This is a genomic window from Pseudomonas sp. NFX15 (genome assembly GCF_049132105.1).
Classification (GTDB): Bacteria; Pseudomonadota; Gammaproteobacteria; order Pseudomonadales; family Pseudomonadaceae; genus Aquipseudomonas.
Window position 1 is genome coordinate 69904 of the sequence record NZ_JAFMPV010000019.1, and the last position, 25210, is coordinate 95113.

The following is a 25210-nucleotide window of genomic DNA, read 5'->3' on the forward strand; positions in this document are numbered from 1 at the left end:
CGCTGCCATGCGCCGATGGGGTACTGAACGCATCGTTGGCCGGCATGATCCGCGGGTCAACGAACATCACCTGGAGTCCACGGGCTTGCCCGCAGACAGCCGTCTTCGCTTGCTCAGTTTCAACATCCAGGTCGGCATCAGCACCGAGCGCTATCGGCACTACCTGACCCGGGGCTGGCAGCACCTGCTTCCGCACACCGGGCGCGCCGACAACCTGCAAAAGATTGGCAACCTGCTCAGCGACTTCGATCTGGTCGCCCTGCAGGAAGCCGATGGCGGCAGCCTGCGTTCAGGCTATGTCAACCAGGTCGAGCACTTGGCCCAGCTCGGTGCCTTCCCCTATTGGTATCAACAACTCAATCGAAACCTCGGTCGCCTCGGCCAGCACAGCAATGGCGTGCTTAGCCGTCTGCGGCCGTGGGCCATCGAAGATCATCCGTTGCCGGGGCCAAAAGGTCGTGGGGCGATTCTGGTCCGCTTCGGCGAAGGCCCGGAAGCACTGGTGGTGGTCATGATGCACCTGGCACTTGGGGCTCGCGCCCGGAGCCTGCAACTGGCCTACATTCGCAACCTGATCGGCGATTACAAGCACCAGGTGCTGATGGGTGACATGAACACCCATGCCAGCGACCTGCTGCAAAACTCCCCGCTGCGCGATCTCGGCCTGCTTGCGCCGCAGCTGGAAGCGACGTTCCCCAGTTGGCGCCCTCAGCGTTGCCTGGACCATATCCTCCTGAGCCCGAGCCTGACCCTGGAAAAGGTCGAGGTGCTGGCACAGCCCATTTCCGATCACCTGCCGGTCGCGGTAGAGATTCGTCTGCCGGGTTCGCTCACGGCCGATGCATTGCCCGCGTTGAGTCCTGCCCTTCGCGGAACCCCTGAATGAGCGACGACGCACAGCGCTGGAAAGAGAAATACCTCAAAGGCATCGAACAACAGGAAAAACTCGAACGGCGCTGGGACGCGCGGCTCGACCTGTTGCGTCGCGGGCTGGTGCGCAGCACGCTGGCGGCGGAGGGCACAGACCGCGCGGTGGACCAGTGCATGAAGGAAATGCGCGAAGTCGTGCGCACCGATGACATGGACGCCGGCCTGGCCGCGCTGATTCCACGCCTGGAAAAAGCCGTGCTCGACTCCGAGCAGCGCCGGGAAACGCGGGTCAACCAGACCAGCGCGGCCCTGACGGCACTGGTCACCCAGTTGCAAACGTTACCATTGCCTCGGGACGTGAGCCGACCTCTGAAGAATTTCGCCAAGCAACTGGATGCACGAGTCAGTCAGGCTCGTGAGATTCCACTCTTGCTCAGCGAACTGAGCGGCTTGCAGGGCAAAGCCCTAAGCCAGTTGGAAACGCCGGCGGAACCGGGTCGGCCGAGCCTGCTCCAGCGATTGTTCGGTGGTCGCGAGGCGCAAGAGACGGCGCAATCAACGGCCGCGCCGCCCGTTCAGACCATCGCCTCGCCGCCCGCCGCTTTGGCAGAAGTCCCGGCGGCGCCGGTCGATTCGGCCCCGGTTGTGAGTGAGCCGGCTAACGTTGAGGTGCCCGCAGTCGAGCCCGCGCCGGCGATGGGTGCACCTTCTCCGGTTTCGGCAGCTGCCGTTGTTCAGCCACAGCCACAGCCCGCCAGCACAGCAGAGGTTTGCCCCCAAGCGGAAGCCGTCATCGATTCGATCGAGCACCCGGCCCCGGAAACCTTCGCAACGCCGCTTGAACCGGAAACAAATCCGGACGAATGGATTGCGCCAATCTCACCCGATAGCCCACTGCCGAAGCCCGCGCAAGACGTCGACGTTATCGGCCCGGCGCCAATCGAACACGACTTTCACTACGCACTCCCGGATTCCCCCGAACCTTCCTACAGTTCGGTCGCCAGCCATATCGAAGACACCCTGCTGGGATTGCTCGAAGACCTGACGCTGCCCGAGCGTCATCGCCCGCAAGCCGAATCCATGCGCGATCGGCTGAAAAACGGTCTGAACTGGTACGAATTGCTGCCGATTCTCGACGACTTCGCCACGCTGATGTTGGCCATCACCGACAGCGGCCAGCATGAGTTCGAAGCCTATCTGCAGCGGTTGAACGAACGCCTCGAATCGTTCCAGAGCAACCTGCAAGCCGCCTCCGCAGGGCACGCCGACAATCGTTCGGCGGCGCGGGAGATGGACACGCAGATCCGCGAACAAGTCGACGGCTTGCAAAGCAGCATGCAGGAAGCGGCGGACCTGGATGACCTCAAGCACGTCCTGGAAAACCATCTAGAAGGCCTGCTGGGCACGATGGACCAGCACCAAAAACAGCGTGACGAGCGTGAACAGGAAGTTGCAGCGCGCCTGCACAGCCTGGCCGAGCGGGTCGCGCACATGGAGCAGGAGGCCCAGGGGTATCGCGAACACCTTGAAGAGCAACGGCAGAAGGCGATGGTCGACCCGTTGACCGGCCTGCCCAACCGGGCGGCCTGGAGCGAGCGCCTGGAGCATGAAGTCAAAGAGTGGCAGCAGCATGGCAACACCCTGCTGTTGGCCATGCTCGACCTCGATCATTTCAAGCGCATCAACGATAACTACGGGCACCTGGCCGGTGACAAGGTGCTGAAGATCATCGCCAGTGTGTTGCGCAAGCGGCTGCGCGGGACGGATTTCATTGCCCGGTTCGGCGGTGAAGAGTTTGTGCTGCTGATGCCGTCCACGGTGCCGGCGGCGGGGCTGAAGTTGCTGGAAAACCTGCGCGCTTCGATACAAGCCTGTCCGTTTCACTTCAAGGGTGAGCCAGTGACCATCACCGTTTCGATGGGCATGACGGCGTTCAGGCCCGGCGAGCATGGCGACCAGGTACTCAAAAGAGCCGATCAAGCGCTGTATCGTGCAAAAAATGCCGGCCGCAACCGGGTGGAGCCGGGCTAAGCCTCAAGTGTTCCAATTTGTTTAATTCGTCTCGATAGCCGTCAGGTCCCCGGGCAGTACGTTACACTGTTGCATTATCGTCTTGTGTGTACTGCCCTTCGCCATGAAATATTTTGTCCTGATTGTCTCGTTGATCCTGTTGGCCGGTTGCTCCAGCGGTCCCCGCATCGACACCAGCCATCCTTCGGCCAATTACGACAGCCGCGTGCAGTTCGTCGTGGTGCATTACACCAACGCTTCGCTTGAACGTTCATTGCAATTGCTGACCCATGGCGAAGTCAGTAGCCATTACCTGATCGGCGACGACAAGGGCGCAACCATCTACAAGCTAATGGATGAAAATCTGCGCGCCTGGCACGCCGGGGAAAGTGAATGGAGTGGCCGGACCTGGCTGAACTCCAGCTCGATCGGGATCGAAATCGTCAACCCGGGCTTCAAGGACACCCCTACCGGGCGCCTGTGGTATCCCTACAGCGAAGCCCAGGTGCAATCGTTGATCGTGTTGCTCAAGGACATCAGCAAACGCCACGGCATCAAGCCTCGCGACATCATCGGCCACAGCGATATCGCGCCGTTGCGCAAGCTTGACCCGGGACCGCTGTTCCCCTGGAAGCGCTTGGCCGCCGAAGGCCTGGGCCTCTGGCCGAACGAACAGGCAGTGGCACGTCAGCAAGTGCAATTTAACGCGCAATTGCCGAGCATCAGTTGGTTCCAGGCGCAATTGGCCCGCCTGGGTTATGCCTCGCCGCAAACCGGCGAGCTGGATGTTGCGACCCGTCACGTGATCGCGGCATTCCAGATGCATTTCCGTCCAGCGCGATTCGATGGCACGCCCGATGCGCAGACCGCCGCCCTGCTTTTGGTCCTGAATCAGACAAAATAATGACGACCGCCAGACGGTGCGCGCTTTTTTTCAAGTAGCAGCTATAACTCATTGGTAATCCGCCGGATATTCCAAAATGCCTGCTGCTCGAGAAACCTTACGGAATTGGTTCCATCGCCCTTGGTTTTTGGGGCTGCTGGCGGCTGTCTTGAGTGCGACCTTGTTGATGACGGGCAGCCTGTTTGTGGCCATCCATCAGGTCGAACAGAACGAAAGTGAAGAAATGAATGCCCAGGGCGAACGCTTTCTCGCGCGTCTGGAACAGCTCTTCGGACAACTGCGTGAAAGCCTCGACGACCTTGAGGCGCAACCTCTGCGTGGCTGCGATGCGGAAATGATCGCGACCTTGCAGCAAGTGACGTTCAATTATCGCTTCGTCTACGAAGCCGCCTACATGGACGCTTCGCGAATCTGCTCCAATCGCCCTCGCCAGGAAGGCTTGTCATTGAGTCGCCGGCCAGACATCAGGGGTCCGACCTACAGCTATTGGCTCAATACCACCACCGAGCCCGATGACAATCGCGCAGCGCTGATGCTCGGCCGGGGGAATTTCAGGGTCGCCACGTCACGCGGGCATCTCACCGACATGGTTGATTTGTCACCGGGCAGCAGCCTGCTGGTGGTTCTTGACCATGGCACGCGGGCCATCCCGGTGATCGGCGCATCACAGGTCTGGCCGCCAACCCAGGCCTGGCCGCCGAAAAACCGCGACGCGCTGCAAATTACCCAGACGCGCCTGATCTACCGCATGCCCACCGATAACCCGGAATATCAATTGGTGCTGATCAGCCCGCGCTCCGGCATGCATATTCCGACAGTCTGGTGGTGGCTGCTGCCGGCGAGCCTGGCGCTTGGTATTTGCGTTGGCTTCCTGGTGTTCCTACTGGTTCGCCAGCGCCAGTCACTGGATGCCGAATTGACCGGCGCGATTCGCCGTGGCGAGTTGCAGGTGCTCTATCAACCGATCTTCGATCTCGACAGCCGCAATTGTGTCGGCGCAGAAGCGCTGCTGCGCTGGCGCAGGCCGGATGGCACCCTGACCAGCCCCGACCTGTTCATTCCAATGGCCGAGAACACCGGGCAGATCCGGCAGATGACCGACTTCGTCCTGCAGCGTTTGCTTGAACAACTCGGCCAATTGTTGCGGGCCAATCCGCAACTCTACATCTCGGTCAATCTCGCCGCGTGTGACGTGATGGTGCCGCGGATCGGCCAGGTGATGGCGCGGCTGCTGACCTTGCACCGCGTTGCGGCGCAGCAGATTGCCTTTGAAGTCACCGAGCGTGGGCTGATCGATGTGGTGGTAGCCCGGGAAAACCTGCAAGCCTTGCGCGATGTCGGGCACCAGGTGCTGATCGACGACTTTGGTACCGGCTATTGCAGCCTCGCCTACCTGCAAACCCTGCCGGTCGATTGCCTGAAAATCGACAAGGCGTTCATTGATGCACTGGGGCACGACGCCGCCAGCAGCGGCGTGGCCCCGCACATCATTCACATGGCGCAGTCGTTGCACCTGAAGGTGATTGCCGAAGGCATCGAGCATGAGTCCCAGGCGGAACTCCTGAGCAGCGAAGGTGTGAGGTTCGGCCAGGGCTGGTTGTTTGCCCACGCGTTGAGCGCGGTTCAGCTCATCGAGTTGATAACCCGCGGGCGGCGCCTCGCGGGCCGGCGCATGGACGATGAGGCGTGAAGCCAGCCTAGACCGTCAGCGCCATGTAGAACTGGGTGCCCTGCCCCGGTCGTGAATAGACGCCCATGCGCCCGCCGTGCAATTGCACAATCTCCTTGCACAGCGCCAAGCCGAGCCCGGCACCTCCTTTTTTGCGCCCGACTTGCACGAACGGCTCGAAGATCCGCCCTTGCTGGCCGTAGGCGATGCCTTCGCCATTGTCCTCGACACTGATAATGACGCGGTCGCCGTGGCGCCTGGCCTGCAGACGTATCCGCCCGCCGGCGCCGGTGTGGCGCAAGGCGTTGTCGATCAGGTTGTCGAGCACCCGCTCGAGTTGCGGCTGGTCGGCCTGCAATCGTGGCAAGGGGCCCTGCACTTCAACCAGCACATTGACGTCCTTTTCCACGGCCGATGAGGCAAAGCGTGCCTGCGCCTGCTCCAGCAAGTCCTCGATGGAACACGGTGCCAGGCTGAGTTTCTGCAGGCCGTTCTGATAGCGCGAGAAATTCAGCAAGTCGTTGATCAACTGCATCAATCGCTGCATCTCTTCGTTCACGGTGTCGAGCAGGTCGGCTTCGCGGGAATCCGCAGCAAAGTGCGCACGCTCGCGGAACAAGCCGAAGGCCATGTGCATGCCGGTGACCGGTGTGCGCAACTCATGGGAGGCGCGCAATACAAACTCGCTGCGTACCCGTTCGAACGCGCGCTGTTCGGTGACGTCGTGCAGCACCATCACCGCGCCGAGAATATGCCCCTGGGTATGGCTGACCGGGGTCAGGCTGTAGGTGAGCAGGCGCGATTCGCCGTCGACTTCGATACTCAGGTCCTCCGGCGCCCGCTCCAGCGTGCCGCCGCGCAGGACCAGTTGCAGTTGTTCATCCAGCTCAGGGCGTCCGAGGGCCGTGCCCAGTCCTTGCCCCAGGCGATCGGAATCCCAGCCCAGTTGACGCTGGGCGACGGGGTTCAGGTGTTCCAGGTGGCCTTGGCGGTCGATCATCAGCAGGCCGTCGTCGATGCTGTCGAGCACCGCTTGCAGGCGCTGCTGACCGGCCAGCAGTTCATCGACATTGGTGGCCTGATGCTCACGCAGTGCCTGGGCCATAATCCCGAAGCGCCGGGTCAGCTGGTTCAGCTCCACTGCCGAGGAGATGGGCAGGGTGACATCGAAATTGCCTTGGCCGATGTTGTCCGCCGCTTTCGCCAGCGCCTCGATCGGCGCACCGAAACGGCGGGCGATCGCCTGCGCGGTCACGAAGCCGATGATCAGCACCGCCAACCCGACAAGGCCAAGCAATCCGGCGATCAGCAAGGCCCGTTCCCGGGCCTGGCGCTCGGTGTCATTGATGTTGTCCAGTGCGCGTTTGTGTTCGGCGATCAGGCCATTGCGCAACGTGTTGAATTTGTCCGTGAGGTCATCGTGGCTGCTGAGCACATTGGTCGTATCCGGGGAGGCTTCATAAGCCTGGATAAAACGCTGGTAGTCAGCCTTGGCTTTTCTGAAGCCGTATTCGCCGCCCATGTCGGTCGGCTCTTGGGCGATGCCTTCTTCGAGCAGTTCGAAGTAATGTTGCTTGGAGGCGTCGAAAGCTGCCGTGTCCGGCTTCTGGCTGAGCATGATGATCAACTGATCACCCAGGGTCTGGCGCAACTTGAGCCCCAGGTCCAGGGTAATGAAGTTACTGCGGATCAGCGCTTCCTGGCTGCCGGCCATCTGCATCACGCTGACCAGGCCGAGCAGCAGCCCGAGCAACGCCACGGTGATCAGCGCGGAGATACTCAGGAACAGCCGGGTCCGCAACTTCATCGCCAGTTTCATCGGCTGTCGCTCACAGGTTGTACTGCTTGCGTTTGCGGTACAGCGTCGAGGCGTCGATGCCCAGGGTTTTTGCCGCTTGATCCAGCGTGTCGGCGGTGGCGAGGACCGCCCCGATGTGGGCTTTTTCCAGCTCGTCCAGGCTCAACGCCGCACCGATGCGCGGAGTATTGTTGACTGGCGTCTCGGCCATGCCCAGGTGACTGATTTCGACCCGCTCCTGCGGACAGATGATGCTCGCCCGCTCGATCACGTTGCGCAATTCGCGGATGTTGCCCGGCCAGCGATAGCTCAGCAGTGCTTCACGGGCCTCGTCGCTGAACCCACGTGCAGGACGGGCGTATTCCTTGACGAAACGCGCCAGGAAGCGATCGGCCAGGTTGAGAATGTCTTCACGGCGTTCGCGCAACGGCGGCAGGTGCAGGGTAATGACATTCAGGCGGTACAGCAGGTCTTCACGGAAACGACCATCGCGGACCATGTCTTCAAGGTTGAGGTTGGTGGCGGCGAGGATGCGCACATCGGCGCGGCGGGTGACCGGATCACCGACGCGCTCGTATTCCTTGTCTTGGATGAAACGCAGCAACTTGGGTTGTAAGGTGAGTGGAAAATCACCGATTTCATCGAGAAACAGCGTTCCGCCGTCCGCCTGATTGACCCGGCCCAGGGTGCTTTCGCTGGCGCCGGTGAAAGCGCCACGGCTGTGGCCGAAGAGTTCGCTCTCCATGAGTTCTGCGGTCAGCGACGGGCAGTTGATGGTGACGCAGGATTTCTTCGCCCGCTTGCTCCAGCCGTGAATGGCTTGGGACAACTCGCCCTTGCCAGTGCCGGACTCACCCAGGATCAGGATGTTGGCATCGGTGCTGGCCACCTGGCGCGCGGTTTCGAGGACCACTTTCATTGCCGGGCTGTGGGAATCCAGGCCGTCCTTGGGTTTGCGTACTTCACCTTCCAGGGCTTCCAGGCGCGCCGACAGCTGTCGCACTTCCAGTTGCTTGGCGGTGGCCAGGCGCAATTGGTCGGGGCTGCACGGCTTGACCAGGTAGTCGGCGGCACCGGCCTGAATCGCATCCACGGCGGTATCGACGGCCGAATGCGCCGTGACGATCACCACGCGCATCCAGGGCGCCTGGATGCGCATCTGCGCCAGGACATCCAGGCCGTTGTCTTCACCCAGGCGCAAATCGAGAAAGCACAGGTCGAACACCTGCCGCTGCAACAGCGTTTCCGCCTGCGCGGCGCTCGTGGCGGTGGCCACGCTGTAACCTTCGTCTTCCAGGCAGTATCGGAAAGTACGCAGGATGGCGGTCTCATCATCCACCAGCAGAATGCGGCCTTGATGCTCAGTGGCTGATTCCATGTTCCTACGCTCCTTAAAGAATGATCTTTTGGTTGATTCCCGGAAAAATCGGGCAAGTTGCATGATTGATTCTGAGCCATTCCTGCCATGGCAGGGTAGCTTTCATCCTGTCTATCGTTCAGCCGCCTGATTTTGCGGGCTTTTGGTCGATGCCCGGCTTCTTACAGCGGTCAGCGTGTATTTCTGACATCCGCGTCCTCCTTTCAATTCAAAAAATTTACGTCTTCCCTCAAGCCGATCGTGCATTACGCACGACGACGCGGCAGGCATTCGTGCAGGATGCGTGCGCAGTGATTTCCTTTGTTTAGGTAACTAATTGATTTAAAAGAAAAAATTATCTCTTTTAAAGCTGGCATGCGGTCTGCAATTGTCTGGTTAACCAGGGCATTCAACAACAAGCGCCCGCTACCGAATACCGACCCGAGTGGTAGGAGCTCCAGGATGAACCGTCAACATGCCGTCCACCTGCACCTTTCGCCCGCGCATATCCAGCAAGGTCTGTTTGCTGTCCTGGCGTTGTTGATCACGTTGATCGGCGGCCAGCAGTTTGCACGTTGGGAACAGGGCCAGCAGCCACAAGCGCCGCGTGTGTCGATGCAGCATCCGACCCAGACCCATTTCAGCGCTGTCAGCAGTCTTCAGGCCGACAGCACCCCGATGCGCATGATGGACGTCGACCAGGCCGGGCCTGTGGGTGAGCGTCATCAGGAGCGCTGGGTTTTCTAGGCAATAACTTCCGCCGCCCAGGCGTCGGGAAAGGCAACACCTCTAAATAGAAGCGTAAGGAGAATCACCATGTTGAGCTGGGCAATCACATTCCTGATCATTGCCATCATCGCTGCCGTACTGGGCTTCGGTGGTATCGCGGGCACCGCCACGGGTATCGCCAAGATTCTGTTTGTCGTGTTCCTGGTGATGTTCATTGCTTCTTTCTTCTTTGGCCGTCGCGGCCGAGGCTGACATGAAAGGCTTGTACAGAACACTGGCAGCCGCCCTGTATTTGGGGCGGTGGCGCCAGGAATGGCGGTTAGTGTTTCGCCGACAAGCCTGATTGCTGTACGCAGGAATTGGAAAGCGCATCCGAATTTGCACATGAAGGAGGACCACGCCTCCTTCCACCTGCGCCGCCCGAGGAGGGTGGGCGCATGACCAAGGGGTCGGGATGTTCTGCCTGTTTCAGGGGCGGAGTGACCTACGGGTACAGGGAGTACCTGCGCAAGGGCCGGGTCAGGTATAGCTGCGACGCAAGTTCGCCGGACCTTTGTGGCTCGACGGACTTGCGAAGGGCTTGTCCGCGTAACCCTTTGATGTAGCGCGTTGCCCAGATTGCTTGTGCGCAATCGCTTCCTAAACCGGTAGGCATCGGAAAATCCCTCCGCCGATGTCCAGCCTGCGACCGTATATCGTGAAAAAACACTTTTCTTTAACGGCAATTTTTCTGCCTGACCGGTCGGTTTTTGCAGAAAAACCCGCGCGCAGCCGCTGCTCAAAAAACAATCAATCCGACCTGTGATGACCGGTTCACGGCACTTATGCCTGCCGAAATGTCGCATTCGAACCGTTTGCGAGGTCGGTTCCGGTAAAAAAACCTCATGCCGATTCGGCATGGGGTAGGCGTTTACGGCATTAGACGGCGCTTCCTTGCATCGGAATAGTTGCGCCTTTTTTCGCCCGCCAGAGAGCCGTAAATACGCGTTCCGGGGCACCTTATACGGGGGCAGATGCACTAGACTTTTTCGCCATGAGCGTTCCAGTTCGCGCATCTCCCTGAGTCAAACGCAAGTAAGGGTAAAGATATGAAGAAGGCAAAGCTTAGCCTCGCCTGGCAGATCCTCATCGGTCTGGTATTGGGGATTGCAATCGGTGCGCTGCTCAACCATTTCAGTGCCGAAAAAGCCTGGTGGATCAGCAACGTCCTGCAACCGGCGGGCGATATCTTTATCCGTCTGATCAAGATGATCGTGATCCCGATCGTCATCTCTTCCCTGATCGTCGGCATTGCCGGCGTCGGTGACGCCAAGAAGCTGGGGCGCATCGGCCTCAAGACCATCGTTTACTTCGAGATCGTCACCACCATCGCCATCGTGGTCGGTCTGCTGCTGGCCAACCTGTTCCATCCAGGTTCGGGCATCGACATGAGCACTCTGGGTACCGTAGACATTTCCAAGTACCAGGCCACGGCGGCTGAGGTTCAGCATGAACACGCGTTCATCGAAACCATCCTCAACCTGATCCCGTCGAACATCTTCGCGGCCATGGCCCGCGGCGAAATGCTGCCGATCATCTTCTTCTCCGTGTTGTTCGGTCTCGGCCTGTCGAGCCTGCAAGCGGACCTGCGCGAGCCGCTGGTGAAGATGTTCCAGGGCGTATCGGAAAGCATGTTCAAGGTCACCCACATGATCATGAATTACGCTCCGATCGGCGTATTCGCACTGATCGCCGTGACCGTGGCCAACTTCGGTTTCGCCTCGCTGTTGCCGCTGGCCAAGCTGGTGATCCTGGTTTATGTCGCCATCGCCTTCTTCGCTTTCGTGGTGCTGGGCCTGATCGCTCGCCTGTTCGGCTTCTCGGTCATCAAGCTGATGCGCATCTTCAAGGATGAGCTGGTACTGGCCTACTCCACCGCCAGTTCCGAAACCGTGCTGCCGCGTGTGATCGAGAAAATGGAAGCCTACGGTGCGCCGAAAGCCATTTGCAGCTTCGTGGTGCCGACTGGTTATTCGTTCAACCTCGACGGTTCGACCCTGTACCAGAGCATCGCGGCGATCTTCATTGCCCAGCTGTATGGCATCGATCTGTCAATCAGCCAGCAGTTGCTGCTGGTACTGACGCTGATGGTCACCTCCAAAGGCATCGCCGGCGTACCGGGTGTGTCCTTCGTGGTCTTGCTGGCGACTTTGGGCAGCGTGGGCATTCCGCTGGAAGGCCTGGCGTTCATCGCCGGTGTCGACCGCGTCATGGACATGGCCCGTACCGCACTGAACGTGATCGGCAACGCCCTGGCTGTTCTGGTTATCTCGCGTTGGGAAGGCATGTACGACGACGCCAAGGGCCAGCGCTACTGGAACTCCCTGCCGCATTGGCGCAGCAAAGAAAAACTGCCCGCGGGCGAGATCACCCGCAACTGATGCAATAACCCCTGTGGGAGCGAGCGTGCTCCCACAGTTGTTTTCGGGGGCTGAATGTTCTAGCGCCCTTCCAGCACCGCCGCATACCCCTCGCGAAAACTCGGATACTTCGGCATCCAGCCCAGGGCTTTTGCCCGCGCATTGCTGCAACGCTTGCTGCCGGTGCGCCGCACGCTGGCATCTTCTGCCCACTGCGTCACACCCAGGTACTCGCGCAACCAGCCCACCACGTCCGCCAACGCTGCGGGCTCGTCATCGACACCTATATAGCAAGGATCCAGCTTCTCGCCTCGACGATCGGCTTCGAGCAGGCACGCCAGCAATCCTGCGGCGTCGTCGGCATGAATGCGGTTGGCGTACAGCGGCGGCTCGACCGCCACGCGATAACCCCGACGCACCTGCGTCAACAACCATTCGCGGCCGGGACCGTAGATGCCGGTCAAGCGCACGACACTGCTCGCAATGCCACTCTTGAGCGCCAGTTGCTCGGCTTCGAGCATGACACGACCTGAGTAACCCGCTGCCACCGCCGGCGAAGCCTCGTCGACCCATTCGCCATCCTGCTGCCCGTACACGCTGCTGCTGGAAACGAACAGCAGGCGATTGGGCACCTGCCCATAGTCGTCCAGCCATTCCAGGACATGCGCCAGGCCCTGGACATAGGCGGCGCGATACCCGGCTTCATCATGGTCGGTGGCTGCTGCGCAATAAACGACGTAATCGACGGCGCCGACTGGCCAGGTGGCCGGGCAGTCTTTATTGAACAAGTCCCCGGCGATGCCGATGACGCCTGCGGGCAGGCGTGAAACATCGCGTCGCAGGCCATGAACCTCCCAACCTTGGGCCATCAATTGCGTGGCCAGGCGGCTGCCGACATCGCCGCAGCCGGCGATCAAAACAGTTGGCGCAGACATCAGAAAACTCCCATCGCAAAGGCACAGACTAGCGCCGGCAATAGACAGGCGGCTAGCAATGCAGGAAAAAAAGAGACTCTATTACTTTTGTTAACAAGAATTAATTGCAATAATACGCACCGCTTTTGTTCTCGGCCTCTCGAGGCCTGGAAGAACATCACTCGCTTTATTCTCTCAGGTCCGGCCAGCATGACACGCAATCACTTCTCCGCTTCGCCTACCAAACGACCTCGCGCCTGGAGCGCGGTGGCCGCCCTGCTTCTGAGCCTGATGCTTGCGCCAGTCGCCGCGTTCGCCGATGCACAGGCGCCGGCCGCTCCGGCTGCCGCTGCAGCACCGGCCGATCACGCCACGCCGGCCGTCGCCCCGGTCGCGACCGATGCTGCGCAGGCAGCACCGGCAGAAGCCTTGGGTGAAGACGTTCCTGAAGTCCTCGAAGCCGACAACACCCTGGGCATGGCCCATGACCTGTCGCCGTGGGGCATGTACAAGAATGCCGACATCATCGTGAAAATCGTGATGATCGGCCTGGCCATCGCCTCGATCATCACCTGGACCATCTGGATCGCCAAGGGCCTGGAGCTGATCGGGGCCAAGCGTCGCCTGCGCGATGAAATTGCCCAGCTGAAAAAATCAGCGACCCTCAAGGAAGCCAGCGCCACCTCGGCGAAGGAAGGCACGCTTGCCAACCTGCTGGTACACGATGCCCTCGAAGAGATGCGCCTGTCGGTCAACAGCCGCGAGAAGGAAGGCATCAAGGAACGCGTCAGCTTCCGTCTTGAGCGCCTGGTCGCGGCCTGCGGTCGCAACATGAGCAGTGGCACCGGCGTGCTGGCGACCATTGGTTCGACCGCACCCTTCGTCGGCCTGTTCGGTACCGTTTGGGGCATCATGAACAGCTTCATCGGCATCGCCAAAACCCAGACCACCAACCTCGCCGTCGTCGCCCCCGGCATCGCCGAAGCCCTGCTGGCTACCGCGCTGGGCCTGGTTGCCGCGATCCCGGCGGTGGTGATCTACAACGTTTTCGCCCGCTCCATCGCCGGTTACAAGGCCCAGGTGTCCGATGCGTCGGCTCAGGTCCTGCTGCTGGTCAGCCGCGACCTCGACCACCAGCCTGAGCGCATCTCGCAACCGCACATGGTGAAAGTGGGGTAATCGGCCATGGGCCTGCATTTGAAAGAAGGGGCAGACGACGATCTGTCCGAAAACCACGAAATCAACGTCACGCCGTTCATCGACGTGATGCTGGTGCTGTTGATCATCTTCATGGTGGCGGCCCCGCTGGCCACCGTGGACATCAAGGTCGACTTGCCAGCCTCGACAGCCAAACCGGCACCGCGGCCAGAGAAACCGGTGTTCCTCAGCGTCAAGGCTGACCAGCGCCTGTTCCTCGGTGAAGATGAAGTGAAGGCCGATGCACTCGGTGCCACGCTCGACGCCAGGACCCATGGCAAGAAAGACACGACCATCTTCTTCCAGGCCGACAAGGGCGTGGATTACGGCGACCTGATGAGCGTGATGGACAACCTGCGTTCTGCCGGTTACCTGAAAGTAGGTCTGGTCGGTCTCGAGTCGGCAGTCAAGAAATGATCACACCGCGCCATAAGCTGACGCGTTACGGCGGTAGCCTGGCGGTGGTGCTGGGCGTTCACGCGCTGGCCATCGCGCTGGCGCTTAACTGGTCTGCCCGTGCGCCCATCGAATTGCCGCCGCAGGCAATGTTGGTCGAACTGGCACCGGTTCCAGCCCCGCCACCGCCTGCCCCGCCGAAGGTCGTTACCCCGCCGCAGCCACCGGCTCCGGTTGAAGAACTGCCGATACCCAAGCTTGCCGAAGCGCCGAAGGCTGAAATTGCCGTGCCCAAGCCCGTCAAGCCCAAGCCCAAGCCGCAACCGCCCAAGCCGGTCGAGAAGAAACCCGATCCGCCGAAGGTAAAGCCAGCCGAGGAGAAACCTGCCGAACCTCAGCAGACTCAGGCGCCAACGGAGAAATCCGCCCAGCCTGCGCCTGGCCCTTCGCCGGCTCAGTTGGCAGCCAAGGCCAGTTGGCAAGGCACCCTGCTGGCGCACTTGCAGAAGTACAAGAAGTACCCGGCCAGTGCACAGGCGCGGGGCAAGGAAGGCATGAACCGCCTGCGTTTCGTGGTGGATGCCGAGGGCAATGTGTTGTCGTTTGAGCTGGTCGGTGCCTCGGGCACTGCCGATCTGGACCGGGCCACCCTGGAAATGATCCGCCGCGCCCAACCGCTGCCCAAGCCTCCGGCCGACATGCTGACCAACGGCTCCATCGAAATCGTTGCGCCGTTTGTTTATTCGCTGGAAAAACGCCGCCGCTGATAACGCCCAACCCCCTGTAGGAGCGAGCCTGCTCGCGATAGCGGTTTAACATTCAACGAAAATGTCGATTGTGCGCCCTCATCGCGAGCAGGCTCGCTCCTACAGGGGTTCTGTCAGCGGTAAACCGGCATTGGCCAGTGTCACCCGACACACTCAGTCTGATAACGTGCGTCTATCGATTGCAGCCGGTATGCTTGGCCCGCAAACTCATGGACGCTTGCTATGACCCTCACAGAATTACGCTACATCGTTACCCTCGCCCAAGAGCAGCATTTCGGCCACGCGGCCGAGCGTTGCCACGTCAGTCAGCCGACCCTGTCGGTGGGCGTGAAAAAGCTTGAAGACGAACTCGGTGTGCTGATTTTCGAGCGCAGCAAAAGCGCCGTGCGCCTGACCCCGGTCGGCGAAGGCATCGTGGCCCAGGCGCAAAAGGTATTGGAGCAGGCCCAAGGCATCCGCGAGCTGGCCCAGGCCGGCAAGAACCAGCTGACCGCCCCGCTGAAAGTCGGTGCGATCTACACCGTTGGCCCCTACCTGTTTCCGCACCTGATTCCACAACTGCATCGGGTCGCCCCGCAGATGCCGTTGTACATCGAAGAAAACTTCACCCATGTGCTGCGCGATAAACTGCGCAACGGCGAGCTCGACGCGATCATCATCGCCCTGCCGTTCAACGAAGCCGATGTGCTGACCCTGCAACTCTACGACGAGCCGTTCTACGTGTTGATGCCGGCGCAACATCCCTGGACGCAAAAAGAGTCCATCGACGCCAGCCTGCTCAACGACAAGAGCCTGCTGCTGCTCGGCGAAGGTCACTGCTTCCGCGACCAGGTGCTGGAAGCCTGCCCGACCCTGACCAAAGGCCACGACGGCGCCAAGCACACCACGGTGGAATCCAGTTCGCTGGAAACCATTCGGCACATGGTCGCGTCCGGCCTGGGTATTTCGATCCTGCCGTTGTCGGCGGTCGACAGCCATCACTACGCTCCCGGCGTCATCGAAGTGCGCCCGCTCTCGGCACCCGTGCCGTACCGCACCGTGGCCATCGCCTGGCGGGCGAGCTTCCCGCGGCCGAAGGCGATTGAGATCCTCGCCGACTCCATTCGCCTGTGCTCGGTGGCCAAGCCAGCGGCACAGGTTGCTGCGGGTTAAGCGACGGTCATGAGCGAGTTGTCGCAAGTGTCGGTGACGGCACTCAAGGGTGTCGGTGAAGCCATGGCCGAGAAACTGGCCAAGGTCGGCCTGGAAAATCTCCAGGACGTGTTGTTTCACCTGCCCTTGCGCTATCAGGATCGCACCCGCGTGGTGCCGATTGGCGCATTGCGACCAGGGCAAGACGCGGTCATCGAAGGTACGGTCAGCGGCGCCGATGTGGTCATGGGCCGTCGGCGTAGCCTGGTGGTTCGCTTGCAGGACGGCACCGGTGGCTTAAGCCTGCGTTTCTACCATTTCAGCAATGCGCAGAAAGAAGGCCTGAAACGCGGCACGCGGATTCGCTGCTACGGCGAGGCCCGGCCCGGCGCTTCGGGCCTGGAGATCTACCACCCGGAATACCGCGCCATCACCGGCGACGAACCGCCACCGGTGGATGAAACCCTGACTCCGGTCTATCCGCTCACCGAAGGCCTGACCCAACAGCGCTTGCGCCAGTTGTGCTTGCAGACCCTCACCCTGCTCGGCCCCAGCAGCCTGCCCGACTGGTTGCCGAAGGAACTGGCCCGCGACTATCAGTTGGCGCCACTGGCCGATGCGATCCGCTACCTGCACAACCCGCCCGCCGATGCCGACGTCGACGAACTGGCCCTCGGTCATCACTGGGCGCAACACCGCCTGGCCTTCGAAGAACTGCTGACCCATCAACTGTCGCAACAGCGCCTGCGTGAAAGCATGCGTTCCCTGCGGGCGCCAGCGATGCCCAACGCCACCCGGCTGCCCGCGCAATACCTGGCCAATCTCGGCTTCAACCCGACCGGCGCGCAGCAACGGGTGGGCAATGAAATCGCCTATGACCTCAGCCAGCACGAACCGATGCTGCGCCTGATCCAGGGCGATGTCGGCGCGGGCAAGACCGTGGTCGCTGCCCTCGCTGCGTTGCAAGCCTTGGAGGCCGGCTACCAGGTTGCGCTGATGGCGCCTACCGAGATTCTTGCCGAGCAGCACTTCATCACCTTCAAGAAATGGCTTGAACCGCTGGGCATCGACGTCGCGTGGCTGGCCGGCAAGCTCAAGGGCAAGAACCGCGTGGCGGCGCTAGAGCAAATCGCCAGTGGCACACCAATGGTGGTCGGCACCCACGCGTTGTTCCAGGATGAAGTGCAGTTCAAGAACCTCGCGCTGGTGATCATTGACGAGCAGCACCGCTTTGGCGTCCAGCAGCGCCTGGCCTTGCGGCAAAAAGGTGTCGGCGGGCGTATGTGCCCGCATCAGTTGATCATGACCGCCACGCCGATTCCGCGCACGCTGGCCATGAGCGCCTACGCCGACCTCGACACCTCGATCCTCGACGAACTGCCGCCGGGCCGAACTCCGGTCAACACCGTACTGATCACCGACACTCGCCGGGTCGAAGTCATCGAGCGGGTGCGCAGCGCTTGCGCCGAAGGGCGCCAGGCCTATTGGGTGTGCACGCTGATCGAAGAGTCCGAAGAGCTGACCTGCCAAGCGGCAGAAACCACCTATGAAGACCTCACCGCCGCCCTCGGCGAGTTGAAGGTCGGGCTGATCCACGGCCGCATGAAGCCTGCGGAAAAAGCCGCAGTGATGGCCGAGTTCAAGGCCGGCAACCTGCAACTGCTGGTGGCGACCACAGTGATCGAAGTCGGCGTGGACGTACCCAACGCCAGCCTGATGATCATCGAGAACCCCGAGCGCCTGGGCCTGGCGCAATTGCACCAGTTGCGCGGCCGGGTCGGCCGGGGCAGCGCCGTCAGTCACTGCGTGCTGCTCTACCATCCGCCGCTGTCGCAGATCGGTCGTCAGCGCTTGGGTATCATGCGTGAAACAAACGATGGTTTTGTCATCGCCGAAAAGGATCTGGAGTTGCGTGGCCCCGGCGAGATGCTCGGCACACGGCAAACCGGCCTGCTGCAATTCAAGGTTGCCGACCTGATGCGCGATGCCGATTTACTGCCCGCCGTACGCGATGCCGCCCAGGCATTGATCGAGCGCTGGCCGACTCACGTCAGCCCGCTGCTCGACCGTTGGCTGCGTCATGGCCAACAATACGGCCAAGTGTGACAACCGTCACAGTTTGTGAAGCGTCGCCTCAAACAAGCTGGTTATACTCCTGCCCATTGTTTTAGTACGGATACAGACCATGACCGAAGTTGCCTTCGCACCCGACACCCCGCACGCTCCGTCGGTTATTCGGCTGATGCTGGGCAAGTTGGGCATTGCCTACGAAGAAGTGCTGGACCATCACGGCCTCAATGCCGCACGCAAAGTGCAGGCCGTTTTGCTGGACGACAGCGTTGGCGCGCTGATGGTGTTGTTCCCTCAGAGCCAATTGCTCGACCTCAATCGCCTCACCGAACTCACCGGTCGCCGCCTCACGGCAGTACCGACCGAACGCCTGGAAAAAATGCTCGGCAAACACAGCCTGAGCCTGTTGCCTGGCCTGCCGGCGCTCACCAGCTCGCCGTGCCTGTACGAAGAAAGTCTGCTGCGTGAACCGAAGCTGCTGGTTAATTCCGGTGAGCCGGGTGTGTTGCTGGAAATCAACAGTGACGACTTCAAGTCGATGCTGAACAAGGCCAGCGCTGCCAACTTCGGCGAAAACCTGACCAGCATCCGGCCGAACCTCGACCGCCCCGATGATGACCGCGAGGAAATCACCCAGGCCGTCCAGGCGTTTACCGCACGGCGCATCCAGCAACGTCTGGAAGCGACCATCGAGATTCCGCCACTGGCCGAAACCGCGCAAAAAATCATCAAGCTGCGCGTCGATCCCAACGCCACCATCGACGACATCACCGGGGTGGTCGAAACCGACCCGGCGCTCGCCGCCCAAGTGGTGAGCTGGGCCGCGTCGCCGTACTACGCTTCGCCGGGCAAGATTCGCTCGGTGGAAGACGCCATCGTCCGTGTGCTGGGTTTCGACCTGGTGATCAACCTGGCGCTGGGCCTGGCCCTTGGCAAAACCCTGAGCCTGCCCAAGGACCACCCGCAGCATTCCACGCCGTACTGGCAGCAATCGATTTACACTGCCGCCGTCATCGAAGGCCTGACCCGCGCCATGCCCCGCGCCCAGCGCCCGGAAGCCGGCCTGACCTACCTCGCCGGCCTGCTGCACAACTTTGGCTACCTGCTGCTGGCCCATGTGTTCCCGCCGCACTTTTCGCTGATCTGCCGCCACCTGGAGGTCAACCCGCACTTGTGCCACAGCTTTGTCGAGCAACACCTGCTGGGCATCAGCCGTGAGCAGATCGGCTCGTGGCTGATGCGCTATTGGGACATGCCCGAAGAACTGGCCACCGCCCTGCGCTTCCAGCACGACCCGGCCTATGACGGCGACCACGCCGAATACCCGAACCTGGTCTGCCTGTCGGTGCGCCTGCTGCGCAGTCGTGGTATTGGCTCCGGCCCGGACGAAGACATTCCCGAAGCCCTGCTCGAACGCCTGGGACTGAGCCGCGAAAAAGCCAACGACGTGGTCAGCAAGGTGCTGGAAGCCGAAGTGCTGCTGCGCGAACTGGCTTCGCAATTCACCCAGCAGTAGCCTGTCGCGACGTTCAAGGGCTGCGCGCAATACCTCAGACAAACCCCGGAGAAATCCGGGGTTTGTCGTTTCTGGTCACCCCGCTATCATTCGCGGATCTTTTGGGGGATTTGACTGATGCTCAATGGCCTGTGGCTTGGCTTCTTCATCGTGGCAGCCGTCTCGGCGCTGGCGCAGTGGCTGATCGGTGGTAACGCCGGGATCTTCGCGGCGATGGTGGAGAGCATTTTCGCCATGGCCAAGCTGTCGGTCGAAGTCATGGTGCTGTTGTTTGGCACCCTGACGCTCTGGCTCGGCTTTTTGCGCATTGCCGAGAAAGCGGGGATCGTCGAATGGCTGGCCAAGGCCTTGGGGCCGCTGTTCTTGCGCCTGATGCCGGAAGTCCCGCCGGGCCACCCAGCCATCGGCCTGATTACCCTCAACTTCGCCGCCAACGGCCTGGGCCTGGACAACGCCGCCACGCCGATCGGCCTGAAGGCCATGAAAGCGCTGCAAGAGCTTAACCCCAGTGCGACCGTTGCCAGCAACGCGCAGATCCTGTTCCTGGTGCTCAACGCCTCCTCGCTGACCCTGCTCCCGGTGACGATCTTCATGTACCGCGCCCAGCAAGGTGCGCCTGACCCGACGCTGGTGTTCCTGCCGATCCTGCTGGCCACCAGTTGCTCGACCATCGTTGGTTTTCTGTCGGTGGCGTTCATGCAGCGCCTGCGTATCTGGGACCCGGTGGTGCTGGCCTACCTGATCCCCGGTGCACTTGCCCTCGGTGGTTTCATGGCGCTGCTGGCGACCCTGTCGGCGACCGCGTTGGCTGGCTTGTCGTCGATTCTCGGCAACCTGACGCTGTTCGGCCTGATCATGCTGTTCCTGCTGATCGGCGCGCTGCGCAAGGTGAAGGTCTACGAGGCGTTCGTCGAAGGCGCCAAAGAGGGTTTCGATGTCGCCAAGAACTTGCTGCCCTACCTGGTGGCGATGCTCTGCGCCGTCGGGGTCCTGCGGGCGTCGGGGGCGCTGGACTTCGGCCTGGACGGCATTCGCCATCTGGTGGCGTGGGCCGGTTGGGACACGCGCTTCGTCGATGCGCTGCCCACTGCCATGGTCAAACCCTTCTCGGGCAGCGCCGCCCGGGCGATGCTGATTGAAACCATGAAGACCTCTGGCGTAGACAGCTTCCCGGCGCTGGTGGCGGCAACGGTCCAGGGCAGTACCGAGACGACCTTCTATGTGCTGGCGGTTTACTTCGGTGCCGTCGGCATCCAGCGGGCACGGCATGCGGTGGGCTGCGCATTGCTGGCAGAATTTGCCGGCGTGCTGGGCGCCATCGGGGTGTGCTACTGGTTCTTTGGTTGATCGACCCCGTCGCCCAAGGTTTTCAACGCAGCCTTGCGCTGGTCCGGTGGCAAGGCACCGAGTTTTTCCACGGCAGCGTAAAACCTTAGCCAGTCGCCATCTTCCTGATGGAACAACGCGGCGAACGCCGGCACCCATTGGTCGTACAAGCCAAACGGCAGTACTCGGGCGTTGTTCATCGGCGCATAGATCCACGCGTCGTAGCGTTTATCGCCTGCCCACTGATTGTCGCGCAGGCTTCGGTATTCGCTGCGCAAGCGCTCGAACTCGGCTGCTTTGCGCTGGCGCATGGGCTCGGCGGGCAATGGCAAGGCGTAGAGCGCTTCCAGGCGGGTTCGGGTCTTGAGCACCAACTCAGTGAACTGGTCGCGCTGCCGTGCCTGGGCGTCGTTATCGGGTGGCAGGTGGCGATAGGCGCGCCATTGGCGCGTACCTTCCTGCTCGACGAAGGTAGCAAAGGACTCATTGAACTCGGTGTCATCCTTCACATAGAAGCGCTGATGGGCCAGCTCGTGAAAGATCAGCGTGGCCAGTCGCTCATCGCCCCAGCCGATCATCGAGCTGATGATCGGGTCGTTGAACCAGCCGAGCGTCGAATAAGCCTCGACGCCCCCCATCGCTACGTCCAGACCCTGCAAGCGTTGCAACGCCGCTTCGCCCCGGGCTGCGCTCTGGTTGTAATAACCGCGGTAGGCCACGCAACCGGCGATGGGGAAACAGTGGCTGACGGGTTTCAGGGAAAATTCCGGCGTGGCGAAGACATTCCAGACGACGAAGGGCCGACCGATGTCGGCGTACAGTCGGTAGCTCTGGTTGTCGGGCAGGTGCAATTGCTGGCTGGCGAATGTGCGGGCCTTTTGCGATTGCGCCAGGTGCGTGCGTAGTTTTTGATCGCGCGCCGGGTCAGAGATCACGCTCGACACCGGCTCCCTCGCACGCAGCAACTGCAACTGGCCGCTGGCCAATTGGCTGTAATAGCTGACGCTGGTACAACCGTTGAGCAACAAAAACAGTGCCCCCGGAAACAAAACGCGAAAAACGCGATCAAGTAACCCAAGGCTAGGAAGCGGCCTGATCACAATAATTCTTCCTTGGAGAGTCTTTGCACAAGACTATCCCGCCAGACTGGAGCTCCGCTATGCGCATGTTGATACTGACAGGAGGCCTGCTGATGCTGGTCGGCTGTGCTGGTTTCGGAATACCGCGCCAAGATCCTGCGCAAGCCTGGATCGATCTCGACTCAAAGCAAAAAGACACGGCGTTGCAGGCCCTAGAGGTTGATGACAGGGCCACCGACGATAAACGCTATTTTGAAGTCCAGCCCGGTAGTCATGAATTGACGGTGCGCTACCAATTCGCGGTCCAGCCCACCAACATCGGCCCCGACGCCGAGCCGTTGTGGCGCGATTGCCAGATCAACGTGAAATTCAAGGATTTCAACGCCGGCGAACGCTATCAGCTGCAAGCAGGAAATATCGGTTTCCGCCCCTGGGCAAAACTCTACGATCAACAACGCAAAGTGATCGGCCACGGCACGCCGGCGGGCTGCCAACACACCTGATCGGGGTTATGCTGGATGTATCTCCCTTGGGACATCCATCATGCGCAGGTTGATGCTGTTACTCGCCGTCGGTGTGGTCGCGGGCTGCCAGAGCCCGATGCCGACCCCCAATCCAAAAATGGCCTGGGTCGAATTCTCGACCCCCTTCCCCAATGACAAGTTGTTGATGGCCGAACGACTGGACAAACAACGCCTGCCCGATGGGCGTTATTTCGAGGTGATGCCCGGCAGCCACGAGCTGATCGTGCGTTTCGACTTTGAAGTGCCCGGTGGCGGGGGGATGGACTTGATGGGCGGCCCTTCTGAGCGCATCTGTTACTTGACCATCAACTTCGATCATTTCGAAGCCGGCCAACGTTATGTGCTTCAAGGCCGCTCGATTGCCTTCACCCCGGAGGCCAGGCTGTACAACGCCAAGCGCGAGATCGTTGCCGAAGACCGGGAGTCCTACTGCCTGATGTGACGTGTCAGCGGTCGTTTTTCTGGTAGATGATTTTTTTCGTACCGTTTTCGCAGGTGCCCACGACCATGTTCTGGTCATGGACTTCGTCGTTGGTGACGATTTCGAGCGTGTAGGACGTGACGCCGCGGGCCTGGATCTTGGCTTCGATCTCGGCCTTGAGCTCTTCGCAGGGTTTCGGTGCCGCGAGGGCCGACGTGGCCAGTGCGCAACATATAACCGCCAGGGCAAAACGTTTCATGGTTGAAGCTCCTTTGAGGCAGCACCCATACAGTCATGGGTTTTCGCTGCTGTCATTTATTCGACCACAGTTTTGGCGGGCAAATCTGACGCAACGCAAAAAAGATCGCCGCCTTGGGCACCTTCTGCCGAATGATCCCGGCAGGATGTCCAAGGCGGCGATCTTTTGGCTGTAACGCCAGCCTAGCCGACCAGCGTGGCTTCCAGGCTGATCTTCGCATTCAGCACCTTGGACACTGGGCAGCCCTCCTTGGCCTTGGCGCTCAGTTCATCGAATTGCGCCTGCGTCGCCCCGGGGATTTTTGCCTTGAGGATCAACTTCACGGCGGTGATCGCGAAGCCGCCATCCACCTGGTCGAGGGTGACTTCTGCCTGGGTGTCGATGCTTTCTGCCTTCAACCCGGCGTCCCCGAGGATCATGGAGAACGCCATGGAGAAACAGCCGGCGTGGGCGGCACCGATCAACTCTTCCGGGTTCGTCCCCTTGCCGCCTTCGAAGCGCGCCTTGAAGCCGTAGGGCGCTTCGCGCAGCACACCGGTTTCGGTGGAAATCGAGCCAATGCCGGTTTTCAGATCACCTGCCCAATGAGCCGATGCTTTCTTGATGATAGCCATGCCTGTCTCCTCAAGGTCGGCGCGAAGTGTCGCGCCTTCGTGGTTTTTGGTTGCCAGGGTTGTGAGGATAGACGGTGGCGCAAAGTTCACTTCATCCGATCGGTCTGCTTTTTTCGCAGGATTTTTTACCTGGCTATTGAAACTCGGGTATATGCCCACATTGCATGAACACGCTTTTGGATTCGGCAGGTTTGCGTTCGCAAGGACAGACCTGCGCCCTCAATTGGAGAAGCAGGTTTATGAAACGACTGTCCGATATCAAGTTTTCGACCCTCGATCTGGTGCCGGTGCGCGAAAACGGCAGCGCGGCCCAGTCGCTACGCAATTCGCTGGACCTGGCGCAACACGTCGAGAAGTTCGGTTACAACCGCTTCTGGGTAGCTGAACACCACAACATGGACGGCATCGCCAGTTCCGCGACGTCGGTGTTGCTGGGTTACCTGGCGGGAGGCACATCGACCATTCGGGTCGGTTCGGGTGGCGTGATGTTGCCCAACCACGCACCACTGGTGATTGCCGAGCAGTTCGGCACTCTGGAAAGCCTGTATCCGGGCCGGATCGACTTGGGTCTGGGTCGCGCCCCTGGTTCCGACCAAATGACCGCCCGGGCCTTGCGCCGTGAGCGTTCCGGCAGCGCCGACGACTTCCCGCAGGACGTTGCTGAACTGGTGCGCTACCTCGGGCCACGTACGCCGGACCAACGCATCATCGCCATGCCGGGTACCGGGACCAACGTGCCGGTCTGGTTGCTGGGCTCGAGCCTGTTCAGCGCGCAACTGGCGGGTGAGCGTGGCTTGCCTTACGCCTTCGCCTCGCATTTTGCACCGCGCTACATGCACGAAGCGATTCGCGTCTACCGCAATCATTTCAAACCATCTGCCGTGCTAGACAAGCCCTACGTGATGCTCGGTGTGCCGTTGGTGGCCGCCGACACCGACGAGCAGGCCGATTACCTGGCGACGTCGGTGTTCCAGCGCATTCTGGCGCTGATGCGTGGACAAAGCCTGGTGCAACGTCCACCGGTGAAAACCATGGACGGGCTGTGGCTGCCCCATGAGAAAGAGGCGGTACATGATTTCCTCGGCCTGGCGATGATCGGCAGTGCGCAGAAAATCCGCGCCAAACTGGAGGTGCTGATCGAGCAGACTCAAGCCGACGAGCTGATTTTCACCTGCGACCTGTACGAACACGCCGATCGCCTGCATTCCTACGAGTTGCTGGCGCAGGTCATGCGTGGCTGAGGCCGAACGATGGGCCTGA

Annotated in this window: 23 protein-coding genes; 17 read left to right on the forward strand and 6 right to left on the reverse strand. The window is 61.0% G+C overall.

Going from position 1 to position 25210, the window contains the following annotated elements:
- Positions 1-7: 7 nt before the first annotated feature.
- The 4 genes from J1D76_RS19485 to J1D76_RS19500 all read left to right on the forward strand — a co-directional run bounded on the left by J1D76_RS19485 (position 8) and on the right by J1D76_RS19500 (position 5474).
- Complete coding sequence (locus J1D76_RS19485; RefSeq protein WP_421139945.1) at positions 8-886, forward strand: endonuclease/exonuclease/phosphatase family protein; 879 nt, start codon at positions 8-10, stop codon at positions 884-886.
- On the forward strand, positions 883-2901 hold the full coding sequence (locus tag J1D76_RS19490; RefSeq protein ID WP_421139947.1) for a diguanylate cyclase: 2019 nt from the start codon (positions 883-885) through the stop codon (positions 2899-2901). Before J1D76_RS19485 ends, J1D76_RS19490 begins: the two co-directional genes overlap by 4 nt.
- Positions 2902-3004: 103 nt before the next feature.
- The gene (locus J1D76_RS19495) at positions 3005-3784 is read left to right on the forward strand and encodes an N-acetylmuramoyl-L-alanine amidase (protein ID WP_421139949.1); all 780 of its coding nucleotides are present in this window, start codon (positions 3005-3007) and stop codon (positions 3782-3784) included.
- A 76-nt stretch (positions 3785-3860) separates the two neighbouring features.
- On the forward strand, positions 3861-5474 hold the full coding sequence (locus J1D76_RS19500; protein WP_421139950.1) for an EAL domain-containing protein: 1614 nt from the start codon (positions 3861-3863) through the stop codon (positions 5472-5474).
- Between the two features lie 7 nt (positions 5475-5481).
- On the opposite strand, the gene J1D76_RS19505 is transcribed toward J1D76_RS19500, so the two are convergent.
- Positions 5482-7272, reverse strand: a complete 1791-nt coding sequence (locus tag J1D76_RS19505; protein WP_421139951.1) for a KinB sensor domain-containing domain — start codon at positions 7270-7272, stop codon at positions 5482-5484.
- 10 nt (positions 7273-7282) lie between these two features.
- Positions 7283-8629: a sigma-54-dependent response regulator transcription factor AlgB gene (gene algB, locus J1D76_RS19510; RefSeq protein WP_421139952.1), complete on the reverse strand. Its 1347-nt coding sequence runs from the start codon at positions 8627-8629 to the stop codon at positions 7283-7285.
- Between the two features lie 441 nt (positions 8630-9070).
- On the opposite strand from algB, the gene J1D76_RS19515 reads away from it, so the two are divergent.
- From J1D76_RS19515 to gltP, 3 genes are all read left to right on the forward strand, one after another.
- Complete coding sequence (locus J1D76_RS19515) at positions 9071-9355, forward strand: hypothetical protein (protein ID WP_421139953.1); 285 nt, start codon at positions 9071-9073, stop codon at positions 9353-9355.
- A 69-nt stretch (positions 9356-9424) separates the two neighbouring features.
- A complete protein-coding gene (locus J1D76_RS19520; protein WP_003177151.1) occupies positions 9425-9589 on the forward strand; it encodes a DUF1328 domain-containing protein in 165 nt (54 codons plus the stop codon).
- Positions 9590-10425: 836 nt separating this feature from the next.
- The gene (gltP, locus tag J1D76_RS19525; protein WP_421139954.1) at positions 10426-11757 is read left to right on the forward strand and encodes a glutamate/aspartate:proton symporter GltP; all 1332 of its coding nucleotides are present in this window, start codon (positions 10426-10428) and stop codon (positions 11755-11757) included.
- Between the two features lie 59 nt (positions 11758-11816).
- On the opposite strand, the gene J1D76_RS19530 is transcribed toward gltP, so the two are convergent.
- Entirely contained in the window at positions 11817-12671 is an 855-nt protein-coding gene (locus J1D76_RS19530) for an SDR family oxidoreductase (protein ID WP_421139956.1), read from the reverse strand.
- A 189-nt stretch (positions 12672-12860) separates the two neighbouring features.
- Here J1D76_RS19530 and exbB point away from each other — a divergent pair, with 189 nt between their 5' ends.
- The 7 genes from exbB (at position 12861) to J1D76_RS19565 (ending at position 21074) form a co-directional block, all read left to right on the forward strand.
- Positions 12861-13829, forward strand: coding sequence for a tonB-system energizer ExbB (gene exbB / locus J1D76_RS19535; protein WP_421139958.1), 969 nt, complete (start codon positions 12861-12863; stop codon positions 13827-13829).
- A gap of 6 nt (positions 13830-13835) precedes the next feature.
- The gene (gene exbD, locus J1D76_RS19540; RefSeq protein ID WP_421139959.1) at positions 13836-14264 is read left to right on the forward strand and encodes a TonB system transport protein ExbD; all 429 of its coding nucleotides are present in this window, start codon (positions 13836-13838) and stop codon (positions 14262-14264) included.
- On the forward strand, positions 14261-15010 hold the full coding sequence (locus tag J1D76_RS19545) for a TonB family protein (RefSeq protein WP_421139960.1): 750 nt from the start codon (positions 14261-14263) through the stop codon (positions 15008-15010). The genes exbD and J1D76_RS19545 overlap by 4 nt, the downstream gene beginning before the upstream one ends.
- A 222-nt stretch (positions 15011-15232) precedes the next feature.
- Positions 15233-16162 carry a LysR substrate-binding domain-containing protein gene (locus tag J1D76_RS19550; RefSeq protein ID WP_421139962.1) on the forward strand — a complete coding sequence of 310 codons (930 nt, stop codon included), beginning with the start codon at positions 15233-15235 and terminating at the stop codon, positions 16160-16162.
- A 9-nt stretch (positions 16163-16171) separates the two neighbouring features.
- Positions 16172-18247 carry an ATP-dependent DNA helicase RecG gene (recG, locus tag J1D76_RS19555; RefSeq protein ID WP_421139963.1) on the forward strand — a complete coding sequence of 692 codons (2076 nt, stop codon included), beginning with the start codon at positions 16172-16174 and terminating at the stop codon, positions 18245-18247.
- Positions 18248-18326: 79 nt separating this feature from the next.
- Positions 18327-19727: an aminoacyl-tRNA deacylase and HDOD domain-containing protein gene (locus J1D76_RS19560; RefSeq protein ID WP_421139964.1), complete on the forward strand. Its 1401-nt coding sequence runs from the start codon at positions 18327-18329 to the stop codon at positions 19725-19727.
- 117 nt (positions 19728-19844) lie between these two features.
- Positions 19845-21074: a nucleoside recognition domain-containing protein gene (locus tag J1D76_RS19565; protein ID WP_421139965.1), complete on the forward strand. Its 1230-nt coding sequence runs from the start codon at positions 19845-19847 to the stop codon at positions 21072-21074.
- Here J1D76_RS19565 and J1D76_RS19570 read toward each other — a convergent pair.
- Positions 21056-22153, reverse strand: a complete 1098-nt coding sequence (locus J1D76_RS19570; RefSeq protein ID WP_421139966.1) for an aminopeptidase — start codon at positions 22151-22153, stop codon at positions 21056-21058. The two genes, J1D76_RS19565 and J1D76_RS19570, sit on opposite strands and share 19 nt — an antisense overlap.
- Positions 22154-22212: 59 nt before the next feature.
- Here J1D76_RS19570 and J1D76_RS19575 point away from each other — a divergent pair, with 59 nt between their 5' ends.
- Positions 22213-22635, forward strand: a complete 423-nt coding sequence (locus J1D76_RS19575; RefSeq protein WP_421139967.1) for a hypothetical protein — start codon at positions 22213-22215, stop codon at positions 22633-22635.
- Positions 22636-22675: 40 nt separating this feature from the next.
- Positions 22676-23098: a hypothetical protein gene (locus tag J1D76_RS19580; protein ID WP_421139969.1), complete on the forward strand. Its 423-nt coding sequence runs from the start codon at positions 22676-22678 to the stop codon at positions 23096-23098.
- A gap of 4 nt (positions 23099-23102) precedes the next feature.
- Here the strand turns inward: J1D76_RS19580 and J1D76_RS19585 are convergent, their stop codons facing one another.
- Positions 23103-23336 (reverse strand): DUF1161 domain-containing protein, encoded by a 234-nt coding sequence (locus tag J1D76_RS19585; protein WP_421139970.1) that lies wholly within the window; start codon positions 23334-23336, stop codon positions 23103-23105.
- 182 nt (positions 23337-23518) lie between these two features.
- Complete coding sequence (locus J1D76_RS19590; RefSeq protein WP_421139971.1) at positions 23519-23950, reverse strand: OsmC family protein; 432 nt, start codon at positions 23948-23950, stop codon at positions 23519-23521.
- A gap of 239 nt (positions 23951-24189) precedes the next feature.
- On the opposite strand from J1D76_RS19590, the gene J1D76_RS19595 reads away from it, so the two are divergent.
- Complete coding sequence (locus tag J1D76_RS19595) at positions 24190-25191, forward strand: LLM class flavin-dependent oxidoreductase (RefSeq protein ID WP_421139972.1); 1002 nt, start codon at positions 24190-24192, stop codon at positions 25189-25191.
- The last annotated feature ends 19 nt before the right edge of the window (positions 25192-25210 follow it).